At 74.3% G+C, this 21,378-nt stretch carries 22 protein-coding genes; 7 read left to right on the forward strand and 15 right to left on the reverse strand.

Annotation, left to right across the window (positions count from 1 at the left end):
* Positions 1 to 16 precede the first annotated feature (16 nt).
* The 3 genes from dapF to MTO91_RS19245 are packed head-to-tail and all read right to left on the reverse strand — an operon-like array spanning position 17 to position 2,525.
* Positions 17 to 886, reverse strand: a complete 870-nt coding sequence (gene dapF / locus MTO91_RS19235; RefSeq protein ID WP_350591381.1) for a diaminopimelate epimerase — start codon at positions 884 to 886, stop codon at positions 17 to 19.
* The gene (gene miaA, locus MTO91_RS19240; protein WP_476652168.1) at positions 883 to 1,827 is read right to left on the reverse strand and encodes a tRNA (adenosine(37)-N6)-dimethylallyltransferase MiaA; all 945 of its coding nucleotides are present in this window, start codon (positions 1,825 to 1,827) and stop codon (positions 883 to 885) included. The genes dapF and miaA overlap by 4 nt, the downstream gene beginning before the upstream one ends.
* Positions 1,824 to 2,525, reverse strand: a complete 702-nt coding sequence (locus MTO91_RS19245) for a class III extradiol ring-cleavage dioxygenase family protein (protein WP_476652170.1) — start codon at positions 2,523 to 2,525, stop codon at positions 1,824 to 1,826. Before MTO91_RS19245 ends, miaA begins: the two co-directional genes overlap by 4 nt.
* Positions 2,526 to 2,897: 372 nt before the next feature.
* Between MTO91_RS19245 and MTO91_RS19250 the strand changes: the two genes are divergently transcribed.
* Entirely contained in the window at positions 2,898 to 4,133 is a 1,236-nt protein-coding gene (locus tag MTO91_RS19250; protein WP_476654927.1) for a DUF349 domain-containing protein, read from the forward strand.
* Positions 4,134 to 4,137: 4 nt separating this feature from the next.
* On the opposite strand, the gene MTO91_RS19255 is transcribed toward MTO91_RS19250, so the two are convergent.
* Together MTO91_RS19255 and miaB are read right to left on the reverse strand one after the other, a co-directional pair.
* Positions 4,138 to 4,584, reverse strand: a complete 447-nt coding sequence (locus MTO91_RS19255) for an Rv2732c family membrane protein (protein ID WP_226350500.1) — start codon at positions 4,582 to 4,584, stop codon at positions 4,138 to 4,140.
* On the reverse strand, positions 4,581 to 6,089 hold the full coding sequence (gene miaB / locus MTO91_RS19260) for a tRNA (N6-isopentenyl adenosine(37)-C2)-methylthiotransferase MiaB (RefSeq protein WP_350589114.1): 1,509 nt from the start codon (positions 6,087 to 6,089) through the stop codon (positions 4,581 to 4,583). Before miaB ends, MTO91_RS19255 begins: the two co-directional genes overlap by 4 nt.
* 63 nt (positions 6,090 to 6,152) lie before the next feature.
* Between miaB and MTO91_RS19265 the strand changes: the two genes are divergently transcribed.
* A complete protein-coding gene (locus MTO91_RS19265; protein WP_476652171.1) occupies positions 6,153 to 7,118 on the forward strand; it encodes a TAXI family TRAP transporter solute-binding subunit in 966 nt (321 codons plus the stop codon).
* Here the strand turns inward: MTO91_RS19265 and MTO91_RS19270 are convergent.
* Positions 7,112 to 8,530 (reverse strand): sensor histidine kinase, encoded by a 1,419-nt coding sequence (locus MTO91_RS19270; protein WP_073577426.1) that lies wholly within the window; start codon positions 8,528 to 8,530, stop codon positions 7,112 to 7,114. The two genes, MTO91_RS19265 and MTO91_RS19270, sit on opposite strands and share 7 nt — an antisense overlap.
* A gap of 3 nt (positions 8,531 to 8,533) precedes the next feature.
* The gene (locus tag MTO91_RS19275) at positions 8,534 to 9,217 is read right to left on the reverse strand and encodes a response regulator transcription factor (protein ID WP_251786614.1); all 684 of its coding nucleotides are present in this window, start codon (positions 9,215 to 9,217) and stop codon (positions 8,534 to 8,536) included.
* Between the two features lie 134 nt (positions 9,218 to 9,351).
* Between MTO91_RS19275 and MTO91_RS19280 the strand changes: the two genes are divergently transcribed.
* The 4 genes from MTO91_RS19280 to MTO91_RS19295 all read left to right on the forward strand — a co-directional run bounded on the left by MTO91_RS19280 (position 9,352) and on the right by MTO91_RS19295 (position 12,610).
* A complete protein-coding gene (locus MTO91_RS19280; RefSeq protein WP_251786687.1) occupies positions 9,352 to 10,080 on the forward strand; it encodes an amino acid ABC transporter ATP-binding protein in 729 nt (242 codons plus the stop codon).
* Between the two features lie 62 nt (positions 10,081 to 10,142).
* The gene (locus MTO91_RS19285; RefSeq protein ID WP_357439589.1) at positions 10,143 to 11,000 is read left to right on the forward strand and encodes a glutamate ABC transporter substrate-binding protein; all 858 of its coding nucleotides are present in this window, start codon (positions 10,143 to 10,145) and stop codon (positions 10,998 to 11,000) included.
* Between the two features lie 72 nt (positions 11,001 to 11,072).
* Complete coding sequence (locus tag MTO91_RS19290; protein ID WP_062396684.1) at positions 11,073 to 11,720, forward strand: amino acid ABC transporter permease; 648 nt, start codon at positions 11,073 to 11,075, stop codon at positions 11,718 to 11,720.
* Positions 11,717 to 12,610 (forward strand): amino acid ABC transporter permease, encoded by an 894-nt coding sequence (locus MTO91_RS19295; protein ID WP_476652173.1) that lies wholly within the window; start codon positions 11,717 to 11,719, stop codon positions 12,608 to 12,610. The genes MTO91_RS19290 and MTO91_RS19295 overlap by 4 nt, the downstream gene beginning before the upstream one ends.
* A gap of 54 nt (positions 12,611 to 12,664) precedes the next feature.
* Here MTO91_RS19295 and MTO91_RS19300 read toward each other — a convergent pair whose 3' ends face one another.
* The 5 genes from MTO91_RS19300 to MTO91_RS19320 all read right to left on the reverse strand — a co-directional run bounded on the left by MTO91_RS19300 (position 12,665) and on the right by MTO91_RS19320 (position 17,417).
* Positions 12,665 to 13,405: an AAA family ATPase gene (locus MTO91_RS19300; RefSeq protein WP_357439330.1), complete on the reverse strand. Its 741-nt coding sequence runs from the start codon at positions 13,403 to 13,405 to the stop codon at positions 12,665 to 12,667.
* On the reverse strand, positions 13,402 to 15,414 hold the full coding sequence (locus MTO91_RS19305) for a S9 family peptidase (protein ID WP_307799263.1): 2,013 nt from the start codon (positions 15,412 to 15,414) through the stop codon (positions 13,402 to 13,404). The genes MTO91_RS19300 and MTO91_RS19305 overlap by 4 nt, the downstream gene beginning before the upstream one ends.
* Positions 15,415 to 15,487: 73 nt before the next feature.
* A complete protein-coding gene (locus tag MTO91_RS19310; RefSeq protein WP_476652175.1) occupies positions 15,488 to 16,315 on the reverse strand; it encodes an HpcH/HpaI aldolase/citrate lyase family protein in 828 nt (275 codons plus the stop codon).
* Positions 16,316 to 16,398: 83 nt separating this feature from the next.
* A complete protein-coding gene (locus MTO91_RS19315; RefSeq protein WP_073577418.1) occupies positions 16,399 to 16,728 on the reverse strand; it encodes a hypothetical protein in 330 nt (109 codons plus the stop codon).
* A gap of 20 nt (positions 16,729 to 16,748) precedes the next feature.
* Complete coding sequence (locus tag MTO91_RS19320; RefSeq protein WP_476652177.1) at positions 16,749 to 17,417, reverse strand: alpha/beta fold hydrolase; 669 nt, start codon at positions 17,415 to 17,417, stop codon at positions 16,749 to 16,751.
* A gap of 68 nt (positions 17,418 to 17,485) precedes the next feature.
* On the opposite strand from MTO91_RS19320, the gene MTO91_RS19325 reads away from it, so the two are divergent.
* Positions 17,486 to 17,770: a hypothetical protein gene (locus MTO91_RS19325; protein ID WP_224401795.1), complete on the forward strand. Its 285-nt coding sequence runs from the start codon at positions 17,486 to 17,488 to the stop codon at positions 17,768 to 17,770.
* Between the two features lie 80 nt (positions 17,771 to 17,850).
* On the opposite strand, the gene MTO91_RS19330 is transcribed toward MTO91_RS19325, so the two are convergent.
* The 3 genes from MTO91_RS19330 to MTO91_RS19340 are packed head-to-tail and all read right to left on the reverse strand — an operon-like array spanning position 17,851 to position 21,337.
* Positions 17,851 to 18,612: a succinate dehydrogenase/fumarate reductase iron-sulfur subunit gene (locus tag MTO91_RS19330; RefSeq protein ID WP_224401794.1), complete on the reverse strand. Its 762-nt coding sequence runs from the start codon at positions 18,610 to 18,612 to the stop codon at positions 17,851 to 17,853.
* On the reverse strand, positions 18,609 to 20,516 hold the full coding sequence (locus MTO91_RS19335; RefSeq protein WP_224402406.1) for a fumarate reductase/succinate dehydrogenase flavoprotein subunit: 1,908 nt from the start codon (positions 20,514 to 20,516) through the stop codon (positions 18,609 to 18,611). Before MTO91_RS19335 ends, MTO91_RS19330 begins: the two co-directional genes overlap by 4 nt.
* A gap of 8 nt (positions 20,517 to 20,524) precedes the next feature.
* Positions 20,525 to 21,337, reverse strand: coding sequence for a hypothetical protein (locus MTO91_RS19340; protein WP_161152220.1), 813 nt, complete (start codon positions 21,335 to 21,337; stop codon positions 20,525 to 20,527).
* Positions 21,338 to 21,378: the final 41 nt, after the last annotated feature.

The raw sequence follows: 21,378 nt of genomic DNA on the forward strand, positions 1-21,378 counted from the left end.
CCCGGATTCGCGACGCTCAGGCGGGCGCGTCCCACCACGCCCGGTCCAGCTCCCCGGACGCGAGCAGCACGGCCGGGCCGTGCAGCGTCGTGGGCCCGGTCCGGTCGTCGGTACCCGCCTCCACCGTCACCCGCAGCAGCCCGCCCGGGACGGTGACCTGCACGTCGCCGGCGGAGTGCCCGGCGTGCCGCAGCGCGGCGACGGCGGCGGCGACGGTCCCGGTGCCGCAGGAACGGGTCTCCCCCACGCCGCGCTCGTACACCCGCATCCGGATCCGGCCGCCGTCGGCGGGACCGTCCAGCGGGGTCAGGAACTCGACGTTCACCCCGTTCGGGAACAGCGCCGGGTCGAACGAGGGCGCGCGGGTCAGGTCGAGGGTGTCCGGGTCGGCCGCGGTGACGCAGGCCAGGTGCGGGTTGCCGACGTCGAGGGCGATGCCGTCGACACGCGCGTCGCCGCTGGTGGCGACCGACGCCGGGCCGACGCCGACCGTGCCGAGCCCGACCGAGACCCCGTCCGGCCCGACCGCGGTGTCGAGCACCCCGTTGCGGGTGCCGACCGGCCCGCCGGTGGCCCAGCCGCGCTCGTGCAGGTAGCGGGCGAACACGCGCAGGCCGTTGCCGCACATCTCGGCGAGCGAGCCGTCGGCGTTGCGGTAGTCCATGAACCACTCGACGCCGTCGGCGGGCTCACCGACGCCGGGCTCCCCGGCGAGCTTCGCCCAGCGCACGACCCGCAGCACCCCGTCCGCGCCGAGGCCGCGGCGGCGGTCGCACAGGGCGGCGACGCGCGCCGGGGTGAGGTCGAGCGCGGCGTCCGGGTCGGGCAGCACCACGAAGTCGTTCTGCGTGCCGTGCCCCTTGCTGAACGCGATGCCGCCGGTCATGCCACCAGCCTACGAGCGAGCACCGCGCGCGCCGAGGCCACCAGGTCCGGGTCGGCACCGTCGAGCCAGTGGATGCGGCGGTCGCGGCGGAACCAGGAGCGCTGGCGGCGCACGAACCGCCGGGTCGCCCGGACCGTCTCCTCCCGGACACCGGCGAGGTCGGGGTGGGCGGGGTCGCGGTCGAGGGCCTCGATCACCTGCCGGTAGCCCAGCGCGCGGGACGCCGTGCGGCCCTGCGCCAGCCCGTGGCGGAGCAGGGTGCGGGTCTCGTCGACCAGACCGTCGTCGAGCATCCGGTCCACCCGCAGCGCGACGCGCTCGTCGAGCTCGGCGACGTCGCGGTCCACGCCGAGCAGCACGGCGTCGTAGCGGGGGGTGCCCGCCCCGGGCAGCGTCGCCCGGAACGGCCGGCCGGTCAGCGCGATCACCTCGAGCGCGCGGACGATCCGCCGCCCGTTCGAGGGCAGCACCTGCTCCGCGGCGACCGGGTCGACCGCGGCGAGGCGGGCGTGCAGCGCGCCGGACCCGTCGCGGTCCAGCTCGGCCTCGAGCGCGGCGCGCAGCTCCGGGTCGGTGCCGGGGAACTCCAGCTCGTCCAGCACGGCCTGCACGTAGAGACCCGAGCCGCCGACGAGCACCGGGGTGCGTCCGGCGGCGCGCAGCTCCTCGACGACGGCCCGGGCCTCGCGCTGGTAGGCCGCGACCGAGGCGGTCTCGGTGACGTCGAGGACGTCGAGCTGGTGGTGGACGATGCCGCGCCGCTCGTGCAGGGCGAGCTTCGCGGTGCCGACGTCCAGGCCGCGGTAGAGCTGCATCGCGTCGGCGTTGACGACCTCCCCGCCCAGCGCCAGTGCCAGCTCCAGCCCGAGGTCGGACTTGCCGGTCGCGGTCGGCCCGACCACGACCACGAGCGGCGGTGCCGTCGACGGAGGGGCGTTCACGCCGGTTCCCACAGCGCCACGTGGTAGGCGACGCCGTAGGGCATCGAGGTGTGCCGGTGCGCCGCCGTCCAGGCCCGCCCGCGCGCGGCACCCGCGAGGACCTGCCAGGGCGCGCGGCCGGACGCCCAGAGTGCGGCGGCGCCGTCCGGGTCGAGCCGGGCGAGCGCCTCGGGGTCACCGGCGTCGAACGCGGCGGCGACGACGGCGTCGAACGCCTCGGCGCGGCCGTCGAACCCGCCGGGGGCCTTCGCGGTGTGCTTGGCCGCGCCGTCACCGACGACGAGCAGCCCGACCCCCTCGCCGGCGAGCTCCGCGCCCAGCGCCAGGCAGTCGGCGACCGGGGCGTCCGGCGCGACGAGCTCGCCGCGCGCCGACCCGACCCCGGTCGGCACCGCGGCCCAGGCCGCGACCAGCAGCGGGAGCGGGAGCTCCGGGCCCTCGTCGGGACCGGCCGGACCGGGCAGCGCGACGGGGACGTCGCGGCCGTAGCCGGCGAAGGTGCCGCGGGTACCCGGGGCGACGGTGCGCCGCCCGCCGGGATCGGCGCCGACGACGACCCAGCTGTCCGCGGCCGCGGCCAGACCCGTCACGGCGGTGGCGACGGCCTCGCGCAGCCCCTCGGTCTCGACCGCCGCGTCGCCGCTCAGGGCGGGGACGAGGAGCGGGGGCTGGGGCAGGACGGCGATCGCGGCGGGCACGGGATCCGAGGGTAATCAGCGCTCCCCCGCCGCGACGCCCGTACCCGGCCGGGGGCGCGCGGTTCCCCCGAGGGCGGTGGACCTGCTTGAATCGCCGTTCCGGCCTCCGCACCGCGCGAGGGGCCCGGTGCGCGCACGGCCCCGGACGGACATCCGCACCGGGGCGCCCGCCCCCGCGGCGGGCCGAACGAGGAGGACCTACCGGTGTCCGAGACCCACGCGACCGACGCTGCAGGACAGGGTGCCGAGCCCACCCGGCCCACCCCGCCGAAGCCGGGGCCGCCCCGGCCCGGCCCACGGCCCGGACCGCCGCCCGCCGCGCGACCCGCGCCCACCCCGGCCGCGGTCGCACCGCCCGCGCCGCCCGCAGCGCTGCCGTCGCCGGTGCCCTCGGCAGCCGGTGACCCGGGGCGCTGGGGCCGCGCCGACGACGACGGGACCATCACCCTGGTCACCGCCGACGGCGAGCGGGTCGTCGGCTCCTACCAGGCCGGTCCGCCCGCGGAGGGCCTGGAGCACTACGCGAAGCGGTTCGACGCGCTGGTCACCGAGACCGAGGTGCTCGCCGCGCGGATCGCCGGCGGCGGGGACGCGAAGGCGTCGCTCACCGCGCTCACCGCGCTGCGCGAGGGCCTCGGCGAGGCGCACGTGGTCGGGGACGTGCCCGCCCTGCGCGAGCGGCTCGACGAGCTGGTCGGCCGGGCCGAGCAGGGCGTCAGCGCGGCGAAGGAGGAGCGCGAGCGCGCCCGGCACGACGCCGTCGCCCGCAAGGAGGCGCTCGCCGTCGAGGCCGAAAAGATGGCCGCGGACTCCACCCAGTGGAAGCAGGCCGGGGACCGTTTCAAGGCCATCCTCGACGAGTGGCGCACCGTCCGCGGCGTCGACAAGAAGACCGACGAGCAGCTGTGGAAGCGCTTCTCGAACGCCCGTGAGGCGTTCAACCGGCGGCGCGGCTCGCACTTCGCCGACCTCGACCGTCAGCGGGTCACCGCGAAGGCCCGCAAGGAGGAGCTCGTCGACCGGGCCGAGGCCCTGGCCGACTCCGACGAGTGGAACGCGACCGCGGCCGCCTACCGCGACCTGATGACCGAGTGGAAGGCGGCGGGCCGCGCCCACCGCGAGGCCGACGACGCGCTGTGGGCCCGCTTCCGCGGCGCGCAGGACCGCTTCTTCGCCCGCCGCGGGGAGCACTTCTCCGCCCGCGACACCGAGTTCGCCGAGAACGCCGAGGCGAAGCGGGCCCTGCTCGCCGAGGCCGAGACGATCGACCTGTCCGACCCGGACGGCGCACGGGCCCGGCTGCGCGAGGTCCAGGAGCGCTGGGAGGCCATCGGCAAGGTCCCGCGCGAGGAGATCCGCACCCTGGAGGGGCGGCTGCGCGGGATCGAGGACAAGGTCGCCGCCGCCGCGGACGCGCAGTGGCGCCGCACCGACCCCGAGGCCCAGGCCCGCGTGGAGCAGTTCCGGGTGCGGGTCGAGCAGTTCGAGGCGCAGGCGGAGAAGGCCGAGGCGGCCGGCGACGGCAGGCGCGCCGAGCAGGCCCGTGCGCAGGCGGCGCAGTGGCGGGAGTGGCTGACCGCCGCCGAACAGGCGGTCGACGAGCGGTAGGGGGTCAGTCGCGCTGCAGCGCGGCGCCCGCCCACACGAAGGTCAGCAGCACGACCGCGATCACGCCGAGGACCATCCCGAACCCGGGGCCGGCCTCGGCGCCGGTCTGCTGCGACCAGATCGCCCACAGCCCGTTCACCGAGGAGATCCCGCAGCCGAAGGCCGCGAGCCAGGCGAGCGCCCACAGCCGGGTCAGCAGCGCGGCCGCGGACACCACGACGGCGAACCCGGTCATCGTGAACGAGAACAGCGTCGGCAGCGGCCCGGAGGTGCCGGAGGCCAGCACCTGCCAGCCCGGGGTGCCCGCCACCCACGGGAGCAGCAGCGCGGCGACGGCGGCGACGATCGCCACCGCGATCAGCATGGCGCGCGCGCCCGGGTCGATCCGGCGGGCGACACCGCGCCCGGCCCGGTCGATCTCGGCGCGGGTCTCCGGGGACACGTCGCTCATCGGGTACCTCCGGTGGTGGCGGGGACGCCGCAGGACGGCGCGGCGGGTGCCGGCTCGGGCGCCGGGGCGCCGAACGCGGGCAGTCCCAGGGTGGTGGGTGCCCCGGATGGGCGCTCGCCGGCCTCGGCTGCGTCACCGGCGCGGGTGCGGCGGTGGGTGAGCACACCGCCGTCGGCGACGAGGTGGTGCGGGGCACCGCGGTCGATCCGGACGGTGACGATGTCGCCCGGCCGGATGCCGGTCGCGTCCCCTGGCGCGAAGTGCACGAGCCGCCCGTCGCGGGCGCGGCCGGTGAGCCGGGCGGTCGCCGCGTCCTTGCGGCCCTCGCCGGTGGACACCAGCAGCTCGACCTCGGTGCCCTCCTGCTTGCGGTTCTCCTCCCAGGAGATCCGCTCCTGCAGCGCGACGAGGCGCTCGTAGCGCTCCTGCACGACGGCCTTGGGCAGCTGGTCGGGCAGGTCCGCGGCGGGCGTCCCGGGGCGCTTCGAGTACTGGAAGGTGAACGCCGCGGCGAACCGGGCCCGCTCGACGACGTCGAGGGTGTCCTGGAAGTCCTGCTCGGTCTCGCCGGGGAAACCGACGATGATGTCGGTGGTGATCGCCGCGTGCGGGATCGACTCCCGCACCTCGGCCAGGATCGACAGGAACCGCTCCGAGCGGTAGCTGCGGCGCATCCGGCGCAGGACGTCGTCGGAGCCGGACTGCAACGGCATGTGCAGCTGCGGGCAGACGTTCGGGGTCTGCGCCATCGCGGCGATCACGTCGGAGGTGAAGTCGCGCGGGTGCGGGCTGGTGAACCGCACCCGCTCCAGCCCCTCGACCTCGCCGCAGGCCCGCAGGAGCTTCGCGAAGGCGGACCTGTCCGCGGTGCCCTCCTGGAAGTCCGAGCCGTAGGCGTTCACGTTCTGGCCCAGCAGGGTCACCTCGAGCACGCCGTCCGCGGCGAGGGTCTGCACCTCGGCGAGCACGTCGCCGGGGCGCCGGTCGCGCTCCTTGCCGCGCAGCGACGGCACGATGCAGAACGTGCAGGTGTTGTTGCAGCCCACCGAGATCGACACCCAGCCGGCGTAGGCGGAGTCGCGGCGCGCGGGCAGCGTCGAGGGGAACACCTCGAGCGCCTCGGCGATCTCGACCTGTGCCTGTTCGTTGTGCCGGGCCCGCTCCAGCAGCGTCGGCAGGGCGTGCACGTTGTGCGTGCCGAACACGACGTCGACCCACGGGGCCCGCCGCGTGATCGTGTCGCGGTCCTTCTGGGCCAGGCAGCCGCCCACGGCGATCTGCATGTCCGGGTTCGCGACCTTGCGGGGGCGCAGGTGCCCGAGGTTGCCGTAGAGCTTGTTGTCCGCGTTCTCCCGCACCGCGCAGGTGTTGAACACGACGACGTCGGCGGTGTCGGGGTCCTCGGCCCGGGCGTACCCGGCGTCCTCCAGCAGACCGGCCATCCGCTCCGAGTCGTGCACGTTCATCTGGCACCCGTAGGTGCGCACGGTGTAGCTGCGGCTCACACACCCGAGGGTAGGCGCCCGGTGCGACGACGCCGGGACGGGGCCGTCGGGGATGATGGGCGGGTGCACCGGCCCGGGCCCCCGCTGACGAGGCGCACCGTGCTGCGCGCGGGGGCGGCGCTCGGTCTGGGGGCGGGGCTGGCCGCCTGTACCGGGCCCCGGCCCGCCGCCCCGCTGGTGATCGCCGGCGGGGTGCAGCCGGGGGTGTACATCAACCTCGCGCGCACGCTGTCGGAGATCTGGCGGGAACGGCTCGGGCTCGCCGCGGCCCCGCAGGTGCTGGAGACCGCGGGCAGCGCACAGAACATGGAACTCCTGACCACCGGGGCGGCCGCGGTCACGATCAGCCAGGTCGACGTGGCCGCCGACGTCGCCGCCCGCACCACCGGCCCGGCCGAGCCGCGCGCACTGGCCCGGCTCTACGACGACGTCACCCACATCGTCGTGCGCGCCGACTCCGGCCTGCGCAGCATCGCCGACCTGCGCGGACGACGGGTGTCGATCGGCCCGGGTGGCAGCGGCTACCAGCCGATCGCGATCCGGCTGCTCGACGTGGCCGGGATCGGCGTCGCGGGCCTGGGCACCCGCGCGGAGCTGGGCCTCACGGACGCGGCGGCGGCGCTGCGCGAGAACGGCCTCGACGCGTTCTTCTGGTCCGGCGGGGTCCCCACCGACGGCGTGCGGGAGCTGGCCGCACAGGTCCCGATCCGGCTGCTGGAGCTCGGCGGCGTGCTCGACCGCATGCGTGACCGGTATCCCGTCTACTCGGTGGCGACGGTCCCCGCGAACACCTACGGCCTGCCCGGCCCGGTGTCGTGCCTGTCGGTGCGCAACGCTCTGCTGGTCACCGAGGGGATGGCTGCCGACCTGGCCGGTGCGCTCATCCGCGCCGCCTTCGACGAGCAGCCGCGACTGGCCCAGGCCAGCCCGGCGGCGGTGACCGTCGACTCCCGCTCGGCGATCGGCACCCAGCCGATCCCGCTGCACGACGGCGCCGTCGCGTTCTACCGGGCCACCAAGGGCTACTGAGCCGCCCCCGGGCGCAGCCACAGCGTGACCCGCAGCCCGCCGCCCGGGGCGGCGCCCAGCTGCAGGCTCCCGCCGGCCGCGGCGGCGGTCCGCACCGCGATGGCCAGACCCAGCCCGCTGCCCTCGACGTTGGTCTGACCGGGCGCCCGCCAGAACCGGTCGGTGGCCCGGGCCCGGTCCTCCGGCGCCAGGCCGGGCCCGCCGTCGACGACGCTGACACCGATCCGGTCCGCGGTGCGCAGCGTCGCGACCCGCACCCGTCGCCCGGCCGGGGTGTACTTGAGCGCGTTGTCCAGCAGTGCGTCGAGCACCGACTCCAGCGCGGGCTCGCCGATCAGGGCGTGCAGGCCGTGCGGGCCGCTGCGGCGCAGCTCGATCCCGGAGTGCTCGGCCAGCGGCCGCCAGTTGTCCACCCGCTCGGCGATGACGACGTCGAGGTCGGTGTCCTCGGCGTCGCCCGGGTCCTCCACCGCGCGCTCGGCGCGGGCCAGCGCGAGCAGCCCGTCGAGCACCCGGGACAGCCGCTCGGCCTCCTCCATCGCCGCGAGGTGGTCGTCGGCGGCGGCCGGGTCGACGTGCCCGTCGAGGTTGGACAGCCGCAGGCGCAGCGCCGTGAGCGGGTTCCGCAGCTGGTGGGAGGCGTCGGCGACGAACGCGCGCTGCGCGGCCAGCGCCTCGCGCACCGTCTCGGTCATCCGGTCGAACGACCCGGCCAGCGAGCGCAGCTCCGGCGGGCCGCTGCGCCGCGACGGCGGACCGGGCGGCCCCCCGGCGACGACGGCCGTCCCGACCCGGCCCATCGCCTCGTCGAGCCGGCGGACCGGGCGCAGCACCCAGGCGGTCAGCGGCAGCGCGACCAGGGTGCCGGCGAGCAGCGCGAACACCGCGGCCCCGGCGATCAGCGACCAGGTGCGCACCGCCTCGGCCCGCAGTGCGTCGGTCGGTGACACCGTCGCCACCGCGCCGACGACCTCGCCGTCGACGAGCACCGGCTCGGCCAGCACCAGCGGCCGGGCGTCCCACGGCATCAGCAGCGGGTAGGTCGACGAGCGGCGCCCGGCCAGCGCGACCGCGGTCCGCTCCGTGGCGTAGTCCCCCAGCTCGGGCAGCCGGTCTGCCGGGCGGGACGCGGTCAGTGTCCGGCCGGTCCGGTCGAGCACGAGCACCGCGACCCCGTAGACGTCGTCGTAGCGGGTGATCTCGTCGGTGAAGGTGGTGAGCGCGGAGCTGCCCGCGGGGGCCTCGATGAGCGGGCGCTGCGCGGTGGAGGCGAAGGAGATCGTGTCGGTGAGCCGGTCGGTGAAGACCTCCTCCTGGGCGCGCTGGGCGGCGGTCCAGGCCAGCGGGACGCCCAGCCCGGCGGCGAGCAGGCCGACGAGCACGAGCACGACCAGCAGCAGCCGGCTGCGCACGGGTCAGTCCTCGGTGGCGGCGAAGCGGTACCCGACGCCGCGCACGGTGCGCACCAGCTCGGGGCGGCCGAGCTTGGTCCGCAGGGTCGCCACGTGCACGTCGAGGGTCCGGTTCGCGCCCGCCCAGCCGCGCCCCCACACCTCGGCGACGATCTGGGCGCGGGTGCAGACGGCGCCGTCGGCGCGGGCGAGCAGCGACAGCACCTGGAACTCCTTGCGGGTGAGCACCACCTGCTCCCCGGCGACGGTGACCTCGTGCCGTTCGGGGTCGACGCGGACGTCGCCGACGGTCACCGGGGCCGACCCGGCCGGGGCGACCGACCCGTCGTCACCGACCTTGCGGCGGCGCTGCACCGCGTGCACCCGGGCCACGAGCTCGCCGATGTCGTAGGGCTTGACCAGGTAGTCGTCGGCGCCGGTGTGCAGCCCGGCGATGCGGTCGGTGACCTCGCCGCGGGCGGTCACCATCAGCACCGGGACCTCGGAGACGGCGCGGATCGCACGGCAGACGTCGAGCCCGTCGGCGTCGGGGAGGCCCAGGTCGAGCAGTACGACGTCGACGCCGTCGAGGTGGTCGACGGCGCCGCGGCCGTGGTCGAGGCGGGTCGTGGTCATCCCGTGCCGGTGCAGCGCCGGGCGCAGCGCGGCGGCGACCCGGTCGTCGTCCTCGATCAGCAGGATGTGCACCGCTGCCCGCCCTTTCCGTTACGTGGCCGAGACCCTAAAGGTTCCTCAAGGTGGTGGACTCGCATGTCCGTTCCGTCCAGGCTCTCGCCATGTCCGGAGGCAGCATGACCAGCCCGCCCGCGTCCAGCACTCCCATGGTGCGGATGGCCGGGGTGCAGAAGCACTTCGGCGACCTCCACGTGCTGCGCGACATCGATCTCGACGTCGCCCGTGGTGAGGTCGTCGTCGTCCTCGGCCCCTCCGGTTCCGGCAAGTCCACACTCTGCCGCACGATCAACCGGCTCGAGCCGATCGACACCGGCACGATCGAGATCGACGGCACCGCACTGGCGGCGGAGGGCAAGGCGCTGGCCGCCCTGCGGGCCGACGTCGGCATGGTCTTCCAGTCGTTCAACCTGTTCGCGCACAAGACGATCCTGGAGAACGTCACGCTGGCCCCGCTCAAGGTCCGCGGCGCCTCCAAGGCCGAGGCCGAGAAGACCGGGCTGGCGCTGCTGGAGCGCGTCGGCATCGCGAACCAGCGCGACAAGTACCCGGCGCAGCTGTCCGGCGGCCAGCAGCAGCGCGCGGCGATCGCCCGCGCGCTGGCGATGAAGCCGAAGGTGATGCTCTTCGACGAGCCGACCTCGGCGCTGGACCCGGAGATGGTCAACGAGGTGCTCGACACCATGACCTCGCTGGCCAAGGAGGGCATGACGATGGTCGTCGTGACCCACGAGATGGGCTTCGCCCGCCGGGCCGCGCACCGCGTCGTGTTCATGAGCGACGGCGAGATCGTCGAGGACGCGACCCCGGACGAGTTCTTCACCGCGCCGCGCAGCGACCGCGCCAAGGACTTCCTCGGCAAGATCCTCTCCCACTGACCCACCCCACCCCGACGAGCGGAGCGAACGTGAAGAGAACCCGCATCCTGGTGGCGGCCGCCATGGCCGCCGCCCTGGCCCTGGCCGGCTGCGGCCAGGAGGGCGCACCGGGCGCCGAGGGCTCGGGCTACGAGCCCACCGTCGCACAGAACGTCGAGGTCGCCGGTTCGCCGACGTTCGCGGCGATGAAGCAGCGCGGCCGCGTGATCGTCGGTGTGAAGGACGACCAGCCGGGCCTCGGTTTCCGCGACGCCACCACGGGCCAGTTCACCGGCTTCGACATCGACATCGCCAGGATGGTCGCCGGCGGTCTCGGCTTCTCCCCGGACCAGATCGACTACAAGGTCGTCCCGTCCGCGGCACGTGAGGACGTCATCGAGCGCGGCGAGGTCGACTACTACGTCGGCACCTACACCATCAACGACAAGCGCAAGCAGCGCGTCGGGTTCGCCGGGCCGTACTACACCGCGGGCCAGGGCCTGCTCGTGCGCGCCGACGACAACGCGATCACCGGCCCGCAGACCCTGCAGGGCAAGAAGGTCTGCTCGGTCACCGGCTCGACCCCGATCCAGCGGGTCCGGGACCAGAACCTCACCGAGGCGGCGAACATCGTCGAGTTCCAGACCTACACCCAGTGCGTCGACCAGCTGATCAACAACCAGGTCGACGCCGTCACCACCGATGACGCGATCCTGCTCGGCTACGCCTCGCAGAACCCGGAGCAGCTGAAGGTCGTCGGGGAGAAGTTCTCCTCCGAGCCCTACGGCATCGGCCTGCCGAAGAACGACACCGCGCTGCGCACCAAGGTCAACGACCTGCTGCAGGCCGCGATCGACGACGGCACCTGGAAGACGATCTACGACGGCACCCTGGGCAAGTCCGGCACCCAGGCCCAGCCGCCCACGATCGACCGCTACTGACCCCCCGGCGCGGCCGGTCCCCGATGTCCCGGGGGCCGGCCGCGTCCACGAGTACGGAAGGAGGGCACCACGGTGAACGTCCTGCTGGACAACGCCGACGTGTACTGGCGCGCGATCCTCGGCACCGTCGGGCTGTTCGTCGTCTCGGCGATCGGCTCGCTGATCCTCGGCACCCTGATCGCCGGTCTGCGGGTCAGCCCGGTGCCGGTGCTGCGCAGCTTCGGCAGCCTCTACGTGACGCTGCTGCGGAACACGCCGCTCACCCTGGTGCTGTTCTTCTTCGCCTTCGCCTACCCGCGCCTGGAGCTGGTGGAGTTCTCGTTCTTCACCCTGGCCTGCATCGGCCTGACCCTCTACACCGCGGCGTTCGTCTGCGAGATCGTCCGGTCGGGCATCAACACCGTGCCGGTCGGCCAGGCCGAGGCGGCCCGGGCTCTCGGCTTCACCTTCACCCAGACTCTGGGCCAGATCGTGCTCCCGCAGGCCGTGCGCGCGGTCGTCCCGCCGATGACCAACATCCAGATCGCGCTGCTGAAGAACACCACGATCGCCTCCGGGTTCGCGGTGTTCCAGCTGGGCAGCGTCTACAGCGTGCTCTCCGAGCGCGGCTACAACGTCATGATCGGCCTGCTCTGGATCGCGGCGATCTTCGTGGTCCTGGTGGTCCCGCTGACGCTGCTGCAGCGGCGGCTCGACGCGAAGTGGGGTGTCGCCCGATGAGCTCGGTCCTCTACGACGTGCCCGGACCGGCCGCGATCCGGCGCAACCGGATCCTCGGCGTGGTCGGCACGCTGGTCGTCCTGGCACTGGTCGGGTTCGTGGTCTGGCGGTTCTACGAAGCCGGCCAGTTCTCCCCGCGGCTGTGGGAGTGGATCACCTACGTCCGCATCCAGTACCTGCTGCTCGGGGCGCTCTGGGCGACGATCAGCGCCTTCGCGGTGGCCGCGGTGCTGTCGCTGGCCTTCGGCGCGTTCTTCGCCGCGGGACGGCTCTCTGACCACCGCTGGGTCAGCGTCCCGGCGACGACGGTCGTCGAGTTCTTCCGCGCCGTCCCGCTGCTGGTGCTGATCTTCATCCTGTACTTCGGCCTCTCCCGCGGGCTCGGCATCGAGATCGACGCCTTCTGGGCGGTCGTGCTCGGCCTGATGCTCTACAACGGCTCGGTGCTCGCCGAGGTGTTCCGCGCCGGCGTCAACGCGGTGCCCCGCGGTCAGCGCGAGGCCGCCTACGCGCTCGGGATGCGCAAGACCCCGGTGATGACGAACGTGCTGCTCCCGCAGGCGCTGCGCTCGATGCTGCCGACGATCCTGTCGCAGCTCGTCGTGGTCCTGAAGGACACCGCGCTCGGTTTCATCATCCTCTACCCCGAGCTGCTCTACCAGGCGCGTTTCCTGGGCAGCCAGAACCAGCTGGGCTCGCCGATCCTGCCGGTCGCGCTGGTCATCGCGGTGATCTACATCGGGCTGTGCCTGATCCTGACCGGGATCTCGCGGCTGGTGGAGCGGCGGCTGTCGCAGGGGCCGCGCAGCGGCGGGGCGAAGCCCGCCGACCCGGAGCTGACCGCGCCGCAGGTGCCGTCCGGCGCCGGGTACGGGGGCGGCGCGGCCTGACGTTCGTGGACACGGCCCCGGGAGGACGTCCTGTCCTCGCGGGGCCGAGGTCGTCTACAGGTGCCGCAGGAATGCGTCCGGGTCGGCGAGGAACCCCCGCGTCAGCACGACCGGGAGCGCCTCGTCGTACCCGACGCGGCGGACCGCGCCGTCGTCGCCGATCTCCAGGATCGTCGCCCCGGGCAGCGCGAGCAGCACCGGCGAGTGGGTCGCGACGACGAACTGGCTGCCCCGCGCGGTCAGGTCGGTCATCCGGGCGAGCACCGCCAGGGCCCCGGTGACCGACAGGGCGGCCTCCGGCTCGTCGAGCAGGTAGAGGCCGCGCGGGAAGAACCGGTGGCGCAGCAGCGCCAGGAACGACTCGCCGTGGCTGCGCTCGTGCCCGGAGCCGCCGTAGGCCGGCAGCAGCGGCGGGCCGCCCGGCTCCCGGTCGAGTCGTTCCACTTCGGACGCGACGTTGTAGTACGACTCCGCACGCAGGAAGAAGCTGGTGCGCTCCCGGCCCGGCCGCCGGGCGACCCGCAGGTGCGACCCGAGGTCGGACTCGCTGGCCCGGGTCGCGAACCGGAACGACCGCGACCCGCCCTCGGGGTTCAGCCCCACTGCGACGGCGACCGCCTCCACCAGCGTCGACTTCCCGGACCCGTTCTCCCCCACCAGGAACGTCACGCCCGGGTAGAGCGCGAGCCCGCCCTGCTCGCGCAGCCACCGGACCACGGGGAGCTCGAACGGGTAGCCGCGCGACGGGGCCGCGGGATCGAGGGACATGCGGGCGATGAAGTGCCCCGCGCTCACAGGTTCTCGATCTCCACCGGCTCGATGCCCTCCTCCGCGGGCAGCGCGAACCCGAACACCCGGGAGTAGAACGCGAGCTCGGCGTCGAGGGCCCGGCGGATGTTCGCGGCCTGCCGGAAGCCGTGCTGCTCCCCGGCGAACAGCAGGTAGGCGACCGGCACCCCGCGCCCGCGCAGCGCGTCGACGATCATCTCCGACTGGTTGGGCGGGACGATGGCGTCCTCGTCGCCCTGGAGCACGATCAGCGGGGTGCGGAAACGCCCCACGTGGGTGAGCGGGGAGCGCTCGGTGTACACCGCCTCCGCCGCGGGCCACGGCCCGACCAGGCCGTCGAGGTAGCGGGACTCGAACTTGTGGGTGTCCCGGGCGAGCGCGGCCAGGTCGGCGACGCCGAAGTGGTCCGCCCCGGCGGAGAACGGGGTGTCGTCGCGGGCGAGGGCGGCCAGGGTGGTGAACCCGCCCGCGGAGCCGCCGCGGATCGCCATCCGGGCCGGGTCGACGCGGCCGGTGTCGGCGAGCGTGCGGGCCGCGGCGAGGCAGTCGGCGACGTCGACGATCCCCCAGGCGCCCTTCAGCTGCTCGCGGTAGGCGCGGCCGTAGCCGGTGGAGCCGCCGTAGTCGACGTCGACGACGCCGAACCCGCGGCTGGTCCAGTACTGCACGGCGACCGAGAGGACCGGGGTCGCGGAGCCGGTCGGCCCGCCGTGGATGACGACGAGCAGCGGCGGCAGCTCGCCCTCGGGGGCGTCGTGGCCGGCCGGCGGCGGGTAGAACAGCGCGTAGCCGGTGCGCGGGCTGCCCGCGGCGTCCGAGGACAGGAACGTGATGGGCTCGGGCACCGACACGGTCTCCGGGTGCAGGCCGAGGTCGCGCGGGGCGCGCAGGGTCTGCACCCCGGCCGCGCCGGGCTCCCCCGCGCCGTCCGGGGCGGGCACGACGCGGTGCACGCCCGGCTCGGCGGTGGGCGACCCGGCGACGCAGACGACGGCGTAGGGCCCGTCGGCGCGCACCGAGCCGATCGCGGTGAACGGGGTGTCGAGCTCGATGATCCGGCCGTCGACCTCCCGCACGACCAGCGCGTCGAAGCCCCGCGAGGAGCGGGCGAACACGACGCGGCCGTCCTCCAGGACGGCGTAGCGCGACCCGCCCAGCACCCAGCCGGGCACGCCGATCTCGGCGTCGATGCGCACGAGCGCCTCGATGTCGTGGCCGGGCAGCCAGCGGTAGAGGTTCCACCAGCCGGTGCGGTCGCTGATGAAGGTGAGCGACCCGTCGGGCTGCCACTGCGGCTCGGTGACCGACTCCCCCGGCCCGCCCGCGACGACGGTGTCCACCCCGGACGCCAGGTCGCGGACGGTGAGCTCGACGTCGTCCCACGGCATCGACGGGTGGTTCCAGGACAGCCAGGCCAGCGTGCCGCCGTCCGGGGAGATCCGCGGCGCGGCGACGAAGTCCGGGCCGCCGACCAGCACCTCCGGCTCCGACGGGGCGCGGGCGTCGAGCCGCACGATCTCGTTGACGACCTCGGCGGCCGGGGTGTGCGCGGCGTGGTGGCGCTCGCGGACCACGACCATCCAGGTGCCGTCGGGGGCGACGTCGCCGTCGGCGTGGCGGTCGCCACGGGGCACCGCGGGCTCCGGGGTGAGCGCGACCGGGGCGGCGCCGCGGTCGAGCCGGTACAGGCGCTGGTCGGCCCACTCGACGTACCAGACGACGCCGGGGCTGCCGGCGTGCAGCCACCACGCGCCGCCGCCGTACTCGTGGACCGCCGAGCGGGCGTTCGCGCCCTCGGGCAGCAGATCGGTGCGCGAGCCCGCGGCGTCGCCGCCGGTACGGCGCACCAGCTGGGTCCGGCCGCCCTCCGCGGCGCGGCCCTCGGCCCAGACCACGCCGGTGTCCTCGGTGCCGGGCGCACCGTCGGGGCGGACCTCCCCGAGCCGCACCGCGGCCGTCACCACCACTTCGGACGTGACCGGTGTCGGCCACGACCCGTACCCGGAGATCGTCACGGCGCCCACGGTAGTCATCGCCGGGCCGCCGTGCCCGTAGGTCGATGCATCCGAGCGCTGCGATCGGCGCCGTCTATGCCTCGGCCAGCCGCAGGGTCGCCCGGGCCCGGGCGAGCACCGGTGCGTCGACCATCTCCCCGCCGAACCGGAAGACCCCGGGGTGCCGCTCCGCCTCGGCGAGCAGGGCGCGGGCGTGCTCGGTCTCGTCGTCACCGGGCCGGAACCCGCGGCGGACGACCTCCACCTGCGACGGGTGGATGCACACCTTCGCCGCGAACCCGGCGTTCGCCGCGTCGACGGCGTCGGCGAGCAGGGTGTCGGTGTCGGCGATGTCGGTGAGCACCGTGTCGACCGGGGCCCGGCCCGCGGCGCGGGCGGCGTAGAGGATCCGGGTGCGGGCCTCGGTGAGGGCCGGTCCGTAGCCGCCGCCGGCCGCGCGCCCGGTGCGCCCGCCCAGGTCGGCGAGCAGGTCCTCGCTGCCCCACATCAGGCCCGCGCAGTTCGACGCCCGGGCGATCGACGGCGCCTCCAGCACCCCGTGCGCGGTCTCGCACAGCGCGATCACCGGGTGCGGGGCCAGCGCCTCCACCGCGGCGGCGCTCGTCGCCATCGGCAGCATCAGGGTGAGGTCGGGGTGGGCGGCCAGCGCGGCGACGTCGCCGTCGTGGGCGGGGGCGCCGGGCGCGTTGACCCGCACGACCACCCGGGTGCGGTCCAGCTCCGCCAGCGCGGCGACGACGGCGTCCCGGGCGCCGTCCTTGTCGTCCGGGCCGACGGCGTCCTCCAGGTCGAGGATGACGGCGTCGGCCGCGGCGAGCGCCTTGGCGAACCGGTCGGGCCGGTCGCCGGGGCAGAACAGCAGGGCCGGCCCGTGGTCGAGGGGGCGGGCGACGGTGTCCACGGGTGGGTCCCTCCGGTCGGACGGCGAGTCGGGTCCGACCAGGATCTCCGGTGCGTCGACGGCCGGCTCACCGGGGCCCGGCCTCAGCGCCGTACCGCGGCCGCCTCCCGCAGCAGCCGGACCGCGACCGGCAGCGCGCCGGGCCGCAGCACCGGCGCCAGCCCGACGATCCCGCGCATCCCGGTCCACCAGCGGACCTGCCCGTCGGTGCGGAGCACACCGACCGCGGGCGCCCGGCACCCGGCGACGGCGGCCGGCAGGTTCGGGTAGATCTCGGCCAGCCGTGGCTCGTGGCAGGACCGCGCACGGACCCGGACGGTCACGCAGCCCGGCAGCTCCCGTGCGATCCGCGAGCACGGCGCGCAGGCCGCGTCGTGCACCACCACCAGCTCCCGGATCCGCGTGCGCGCCACGGCGCCATCATCGCCTGCCCTCAGCGACCGAGCACCGCCGCGGCCAGCGCGCCGGGGTGCGACAGCATCGGGTGGTGCCCGCCGGGGACCATCTCGGGCACGACGCCGCGCAGCCGCCGGGCGAGCATCGCCCGGACGAACGCGGCCGGGAACAGCTTGTCCTCGCGGCACAGCAGGTACCGGGTCGGCACGTCCGGCCAGGCCGCACGCGGCCACGGCTGGGTCCACGGCGTCGCGGACTGGTCGCGCTCGTGACGCAGTGCCTCGTTCGCCACCGACTCCTCGACGTCGTGGTAGAAGAGCCCGACGACGTCGTCGGGGTCGCGCCCGTCGCGGGCGTCCTGCTCGGCGAGCGCCACCCCGGCGCCGGTCGCGTCGCCCCACTGCGCCGCGGACTCGCCCGGCAGCGGCACCATCGCCGTCACCAGGACGAGCCCACGCACCGCGATCCGGTCGCACACCAGCGGTGCGCTGAACCCGCCGAAGGAGTGCGCGACGACCACGAGGTCGTCGGCACCGCCGACCGCGGCCACGACGGCGTCGGCGTAGGTCTCCAGCCCGGCGGTGTCGTCGTCGCAGGGCAGCTCGACCGGCACCGCGCGGTGGCCGCGCCGGGTCAGCTCCCGTTCCAGCGGACCCCAGTACCAGGTGTCGGTCCCCGCCCCGGGGACCAGCGCGAAGGTCGTCATACCGGTGACGACCGCCCACCGGGGGCGTTCTCATCGCCTACCGTCGAGGGCGGAACCGAGGAGGCCCGATGACCGACCCGACCCACCTGCCCGCCGTCCCCGACCCGGAGCCGGTCGTGCCCGACCCTGCCGTCCCCGACCCGGTCGAGCCCGTCACCGACTACACCGACGACGGCGTCCCCACGTTCTCCTACGTGCGCGACCGCATCGAGGGCCGCGCCGCCACCGCGGCGGCCGCCGAGGAGCTCGCGGGCGGCGACGCGCGCGCCGCGGAGGCGGAGGACGCGTTCGCCGAGCGCGAGCGCAAGGCCGCCGACCGGCTCGCCGAGATCCGCCGGTCGATGGAGCGCTGAGCGACCCGTCGCACCCCCGGCGCGGTCCCCGCACCCCGTGCGGCGGGTGCGACGCCCGCCGCCGGGGTGCGCGGGCACGCTCAGCTCCCGGAGCGCCGGAAGATCTTGTCCCCCAGCCACACCAGCGGGTCGTACTTGCGGTCCACCGCGCGCTCCTTGAGCGGGATGAGCGCGTTGTCGGTGATCTTGATGTGCTCGGGGCACACCTCGGTGCAGCACTTGGTGATGTTGCAGAACCCCAGCCCGTGCTCCTCCTGGGCCTCGACGGCGCGGTTGCCGTGCGCGTCGAGCGGGTGCATGTCCAGCTCCGCCATCCGCATCAGGTAGCGCGGCCCGGCGAACGCCTCCTTGTTCTCCTCGTGGTCGCGGACCACGTGGCAGGTGTTCTGACACAGGTAGCACTCGATGCACTTGCGGAACTCCTGGCTCCGCTCGACGTCGACCTGCGCCATCCGGTACTCGCCCGGAGCCACGCCCTCGGGCGGGGTGAAGCTGGGGATCTCGCGGGCCTTGGTGTAGTTGAACGACACGTCGGTCACGAGGTCGCGGATCACCGGGAAGCTGCGCAGCGGCGTGACGGTGACGACCTCCGCGTCGTCGAAGGTGTTCATCCGCGTCATGCACATCAGCCGCGGCCGGCCGTTGATCTCCGCCGAGCACGAGCCGCACTTGCCCGCCTTGCAGTTCCACCGCACGGCCAGGTCGCCGGCCTCGGTGGCCTGCAGCCGGTGGATGACGTCGAGGACGACCTCGCCCTCGTTCACCTCCACCGGGTAGTCGACCAGCTCGCCCTTGGTGTCGTCGCCGCGCCAGACGCGGAAGTGGTGCAGGTGACTGCTCACTGGTTCCCCTCCGCGGAGTCGGCGCGGTGACCGCCCAGCTCGTCTCCGGTGTAGTACTTCTTCAGCTCGTCCATCTCGAACAGGTCGAACAGGTCCGACCGCATCGGGAGCTGCTCCTGACGGGTCAGCTCGACGTCGTCCTCGCCGATCGCCCGGCACACCAGCAGCAGGTGCCGCCAGTCCGAGTCCATGACCGGGAAGTCGTCGCGGGTGTGCCCGCCCCGGGACTCCTGGCGCTCCAGCGCGGCCTTGCCGGTGCACAGCGCGACGAGCAGCATGTTCCGCAGGTCCAGGGCCAGGTGCCAGCCGGGGTTGAACCGGCGGTGCCCCTCGACCGAGACGGTGCGGGTGCGGGTGGCGATGTCCTCGAGCTTCTTGAGGGCGAGCTCCATCTCGTCGCCCTTGCGGATGATCCCGACGAGCTCGTGCATCGTCTTCTGCAGTTCCTGCTGCACCACGAACGGGTTCTCCCCGCCCTCGGTGGCGCTGGAGAACGGCAGCATCGCCCGCTCCAGCGCGGCGGCGACGTCGGACTCGGCCACGGCGGGCCGGCCGGCGTCGGCGTGCTGCGCGGCGTGCAGCCCGGCGCGACGGCCGAACACCAGCAGGTCCGACAGCGAGTTGCCGCCGAGCCGGTTGGAGCCGTGCATGCCGCCCGCGACCTCGCCCGCGGCGAACAGCCCCGGCACCTTCGACATCGCGGTGTCCGGCTCGACCTCCACCCCGCCCATCACGTAGTGGCAGGTCGGGCCGACCTCCATCGGCTCCTTGGTGATGTCGACGTCGGCCAGCTCCTTGAACTGGTGGTGCATCGACGGCAGCCGCTTGAGGATCTCCTCGGGCTTCAGCCGGGTCGACACGTCGAGGAACACCCCGCCGTGCTCGGTCCCGCGCCCGGCCTTGACCTCGGAGTTGATCGCCCGGGCCACCTCGTCGCGGGGCAGCAGCTCCGGCGGGCGCCGGTTGTTGTCCGGGTCGGTGTACCAGCGGTCGCCCTCCTCCTCGGAGGTGGCGTACTGCTCCTTGAACACGTCCGGCACGTACTCGAACATGAACCGCTTGCCGTCGGTGTTGCGCAGCACGCCGCCGTCGCCGCGGACCGACTCGGTGACCAGCAGGCCCCGCACCGAGGGCGGCCACACCATGCCCGTCGGGTGGAACTGCAGGAACTCCATGTTGATCAGCGTCGCGCCGGCGCGCAGGGCCAGCGCGTGGCCGTCGCCGGTGTACTCCCAGGAGTTCGACGTGACCGAGTAGCTCTTCCCGACCCCGCCGGTGGCGAGCACGATCGCCGGGGCGTCGAAACGCACGAACCGGCCGTCGCCGCGGAAGTAGCCGAAGCAGCCCGAGATCGCGCCGTCGGTGGTGAACAGCTCGGTGATCGTGCACTCGTGGAAGACCCGGATGCGGGACTCGGCGTCGCCGGTCTCGGCGAGGTCCTCCTGCTGCAGCGAGACGACCTTCTGCTGCAGGGTGCGGATCAGCTCCAGGCCGGTCCGGTCGCCGACGTGCGCCAGCCGCGGGTAGGTGTGCCCGCCGAAGTTGCGCTGGCTGATCTTGCCGTCCGTGGTGCGGTCGAACAGCGCACCGTAGGTCTCCAGCTCCCAGACCCGGTCCGGGGCCTCCTTGGCGTGCAGCTCGGCCATCCGCCAGTTGTTGAGGAACTTCCCGCCGCGCATGGTGTCGCGGTAGTGGACCTGCCAGTTGTCGTTCGGGTTGGCGTTGCCCATCGACGCCGCGCAGCCGCCCTCGGCCATCACGGTGTGCGCCTTGCCGAACAGCGACTTGGAGATGATTGCCGTCCGCTTGCCCTGCAGCCGCGCCTCGATCGCCGCCCGCAGGCCGGCACCGCCGGCCCCGATGACGACGACGTCGTAGTCGTGCCGCTCGATCTGTTCGTCCATCTCGGTGCTCACCCCACGATCCGCAGGTCGCTGATCCAGCCGGCGGAGACGGCCATGACGTAGAAGTCGGTGACGGCGAGGCTCACCAGCGTCGCCCACGCGAACTGGTTGTGCCGCGTGTTCAGCTTCGAGACCTGGGTCCACAGCTTGTAGCGGACCGGGTGCTTCGAGAAGTGGTTGAGCCGCCCGCCGACGGCGCTGCGGCACGAGTGGCACGAGAGTGTGTAGCCGAACAGCAGCACCACGTTCACGACCAGGATGATGTTGCCCAGCCCCAGGCCGAACCCGCCGCCGGGCTTGGCGAAGGCCAGCACCGCGTCGTAGGCGTTGATCAGCGTGATGATCCCGGCGATGTAGAAGAAGTAGCGGTGCGCGTTCTGCAGGATCAGCGGGAAGCGCGTCTCACCGGTGTAGCGGCGGTGCGGCTCGGCGACCGCGCAGGCCGGCGGGGAGAGCCAGAACGCCCGGTAGTAGGCCTTGCGGTAGTAGTAGCAGGTCAGCCGGAACAGCAGCAGGAACGGCAGGGAGACCGCCGCGTAGGGCAGCCACCACACGTCGGGCAGGAACCGGCCGAAGTGCGAGGCCTCCTCCACGCAGCCCATCGAGACGCAGGGCGAGTAGAACGGCGTCAGATAGCCGTACTCGGCGACGAAGTAGTGGTCCTGCATGAAGGCCCGCACCGTGGCGTAGGCGACCCAGGCGACGAACGCGACGAAGGTCGCGAGCGGTGGGAGCCACCATCGGTCGGTGCGCAGCGTGCGTGCAGCGATGGTTGCCCGGCCCGAGCCGGCCCGGCCGCCGGTGTCAGTGGTGGATGACACGCGCGGGAGCTCCTGTCGTCTCACCGGCACCATGACCCGGT

The organism is Pseudonocardia sp. 2-7, assembly GCF_056341085.1.

Excerpts from the sequence above, each read along its gene's own strand:
- dapF (WP_350591381.1), bottom strand. The coding sequence starts at position 886 with ATGACCGGCGGCATCGCGTTCAGCAAGGGGCACGGCACGCAGAACGAC.
- MTO91_RS19255 (WP_226350500.1), bottom strand. The coding sequence starts at position 4,584 with ATGAGCGACGTGTCCCCGGAGACCCGCGCCGAGATCGACCGGGCCGGG.
- MTO91_RS19280 (WP_251786687.1), top strand. The coding sequence starts at position 9,352 with ATGGTGCGGATGGCCGGGGTGCAGAAGCACTTCGGCGACCTCCACGTG.
- MTO91_RS19285 (WP_357439589.1), top strand. The coding sequence starts at position 10,143 with ATGGCCGCCGCCCTGGCCCTGGCCGGCTGCGGCCAGGAGGGCGCACCG.
- MTO91_RS19295 (WP_476652173.1), top strand. The coding sequence starts at position 11,717 with ATGAGCTCGGTCCTCTACGACGTGCCCGGACCGGCCGCGATCCGGCGC.
- MTO91_RS19320 (WP_476652177.1), bottom strand. The coding sequence starts at position 17,417 with ATGACGACCTTCGCGCTGGTCCCCGGGGCGGGGACCGACACCTGGTAC.
- MTO91_RS19325 (WP_224401795.1), top strand. The coding sequence starts at position 17,486 with ATGACCGACCCGACCCACCTGCCCGCCGTCCCCGACCCGGAGCCGGTC.
- MTO91_RS19335 (WP_224402406.1), bottom strand. The coding sequence starts at position 20,516 with ATGGACGAACAGATCGAGCGGCACGACTACGACGTCGTCGTCATCGGG.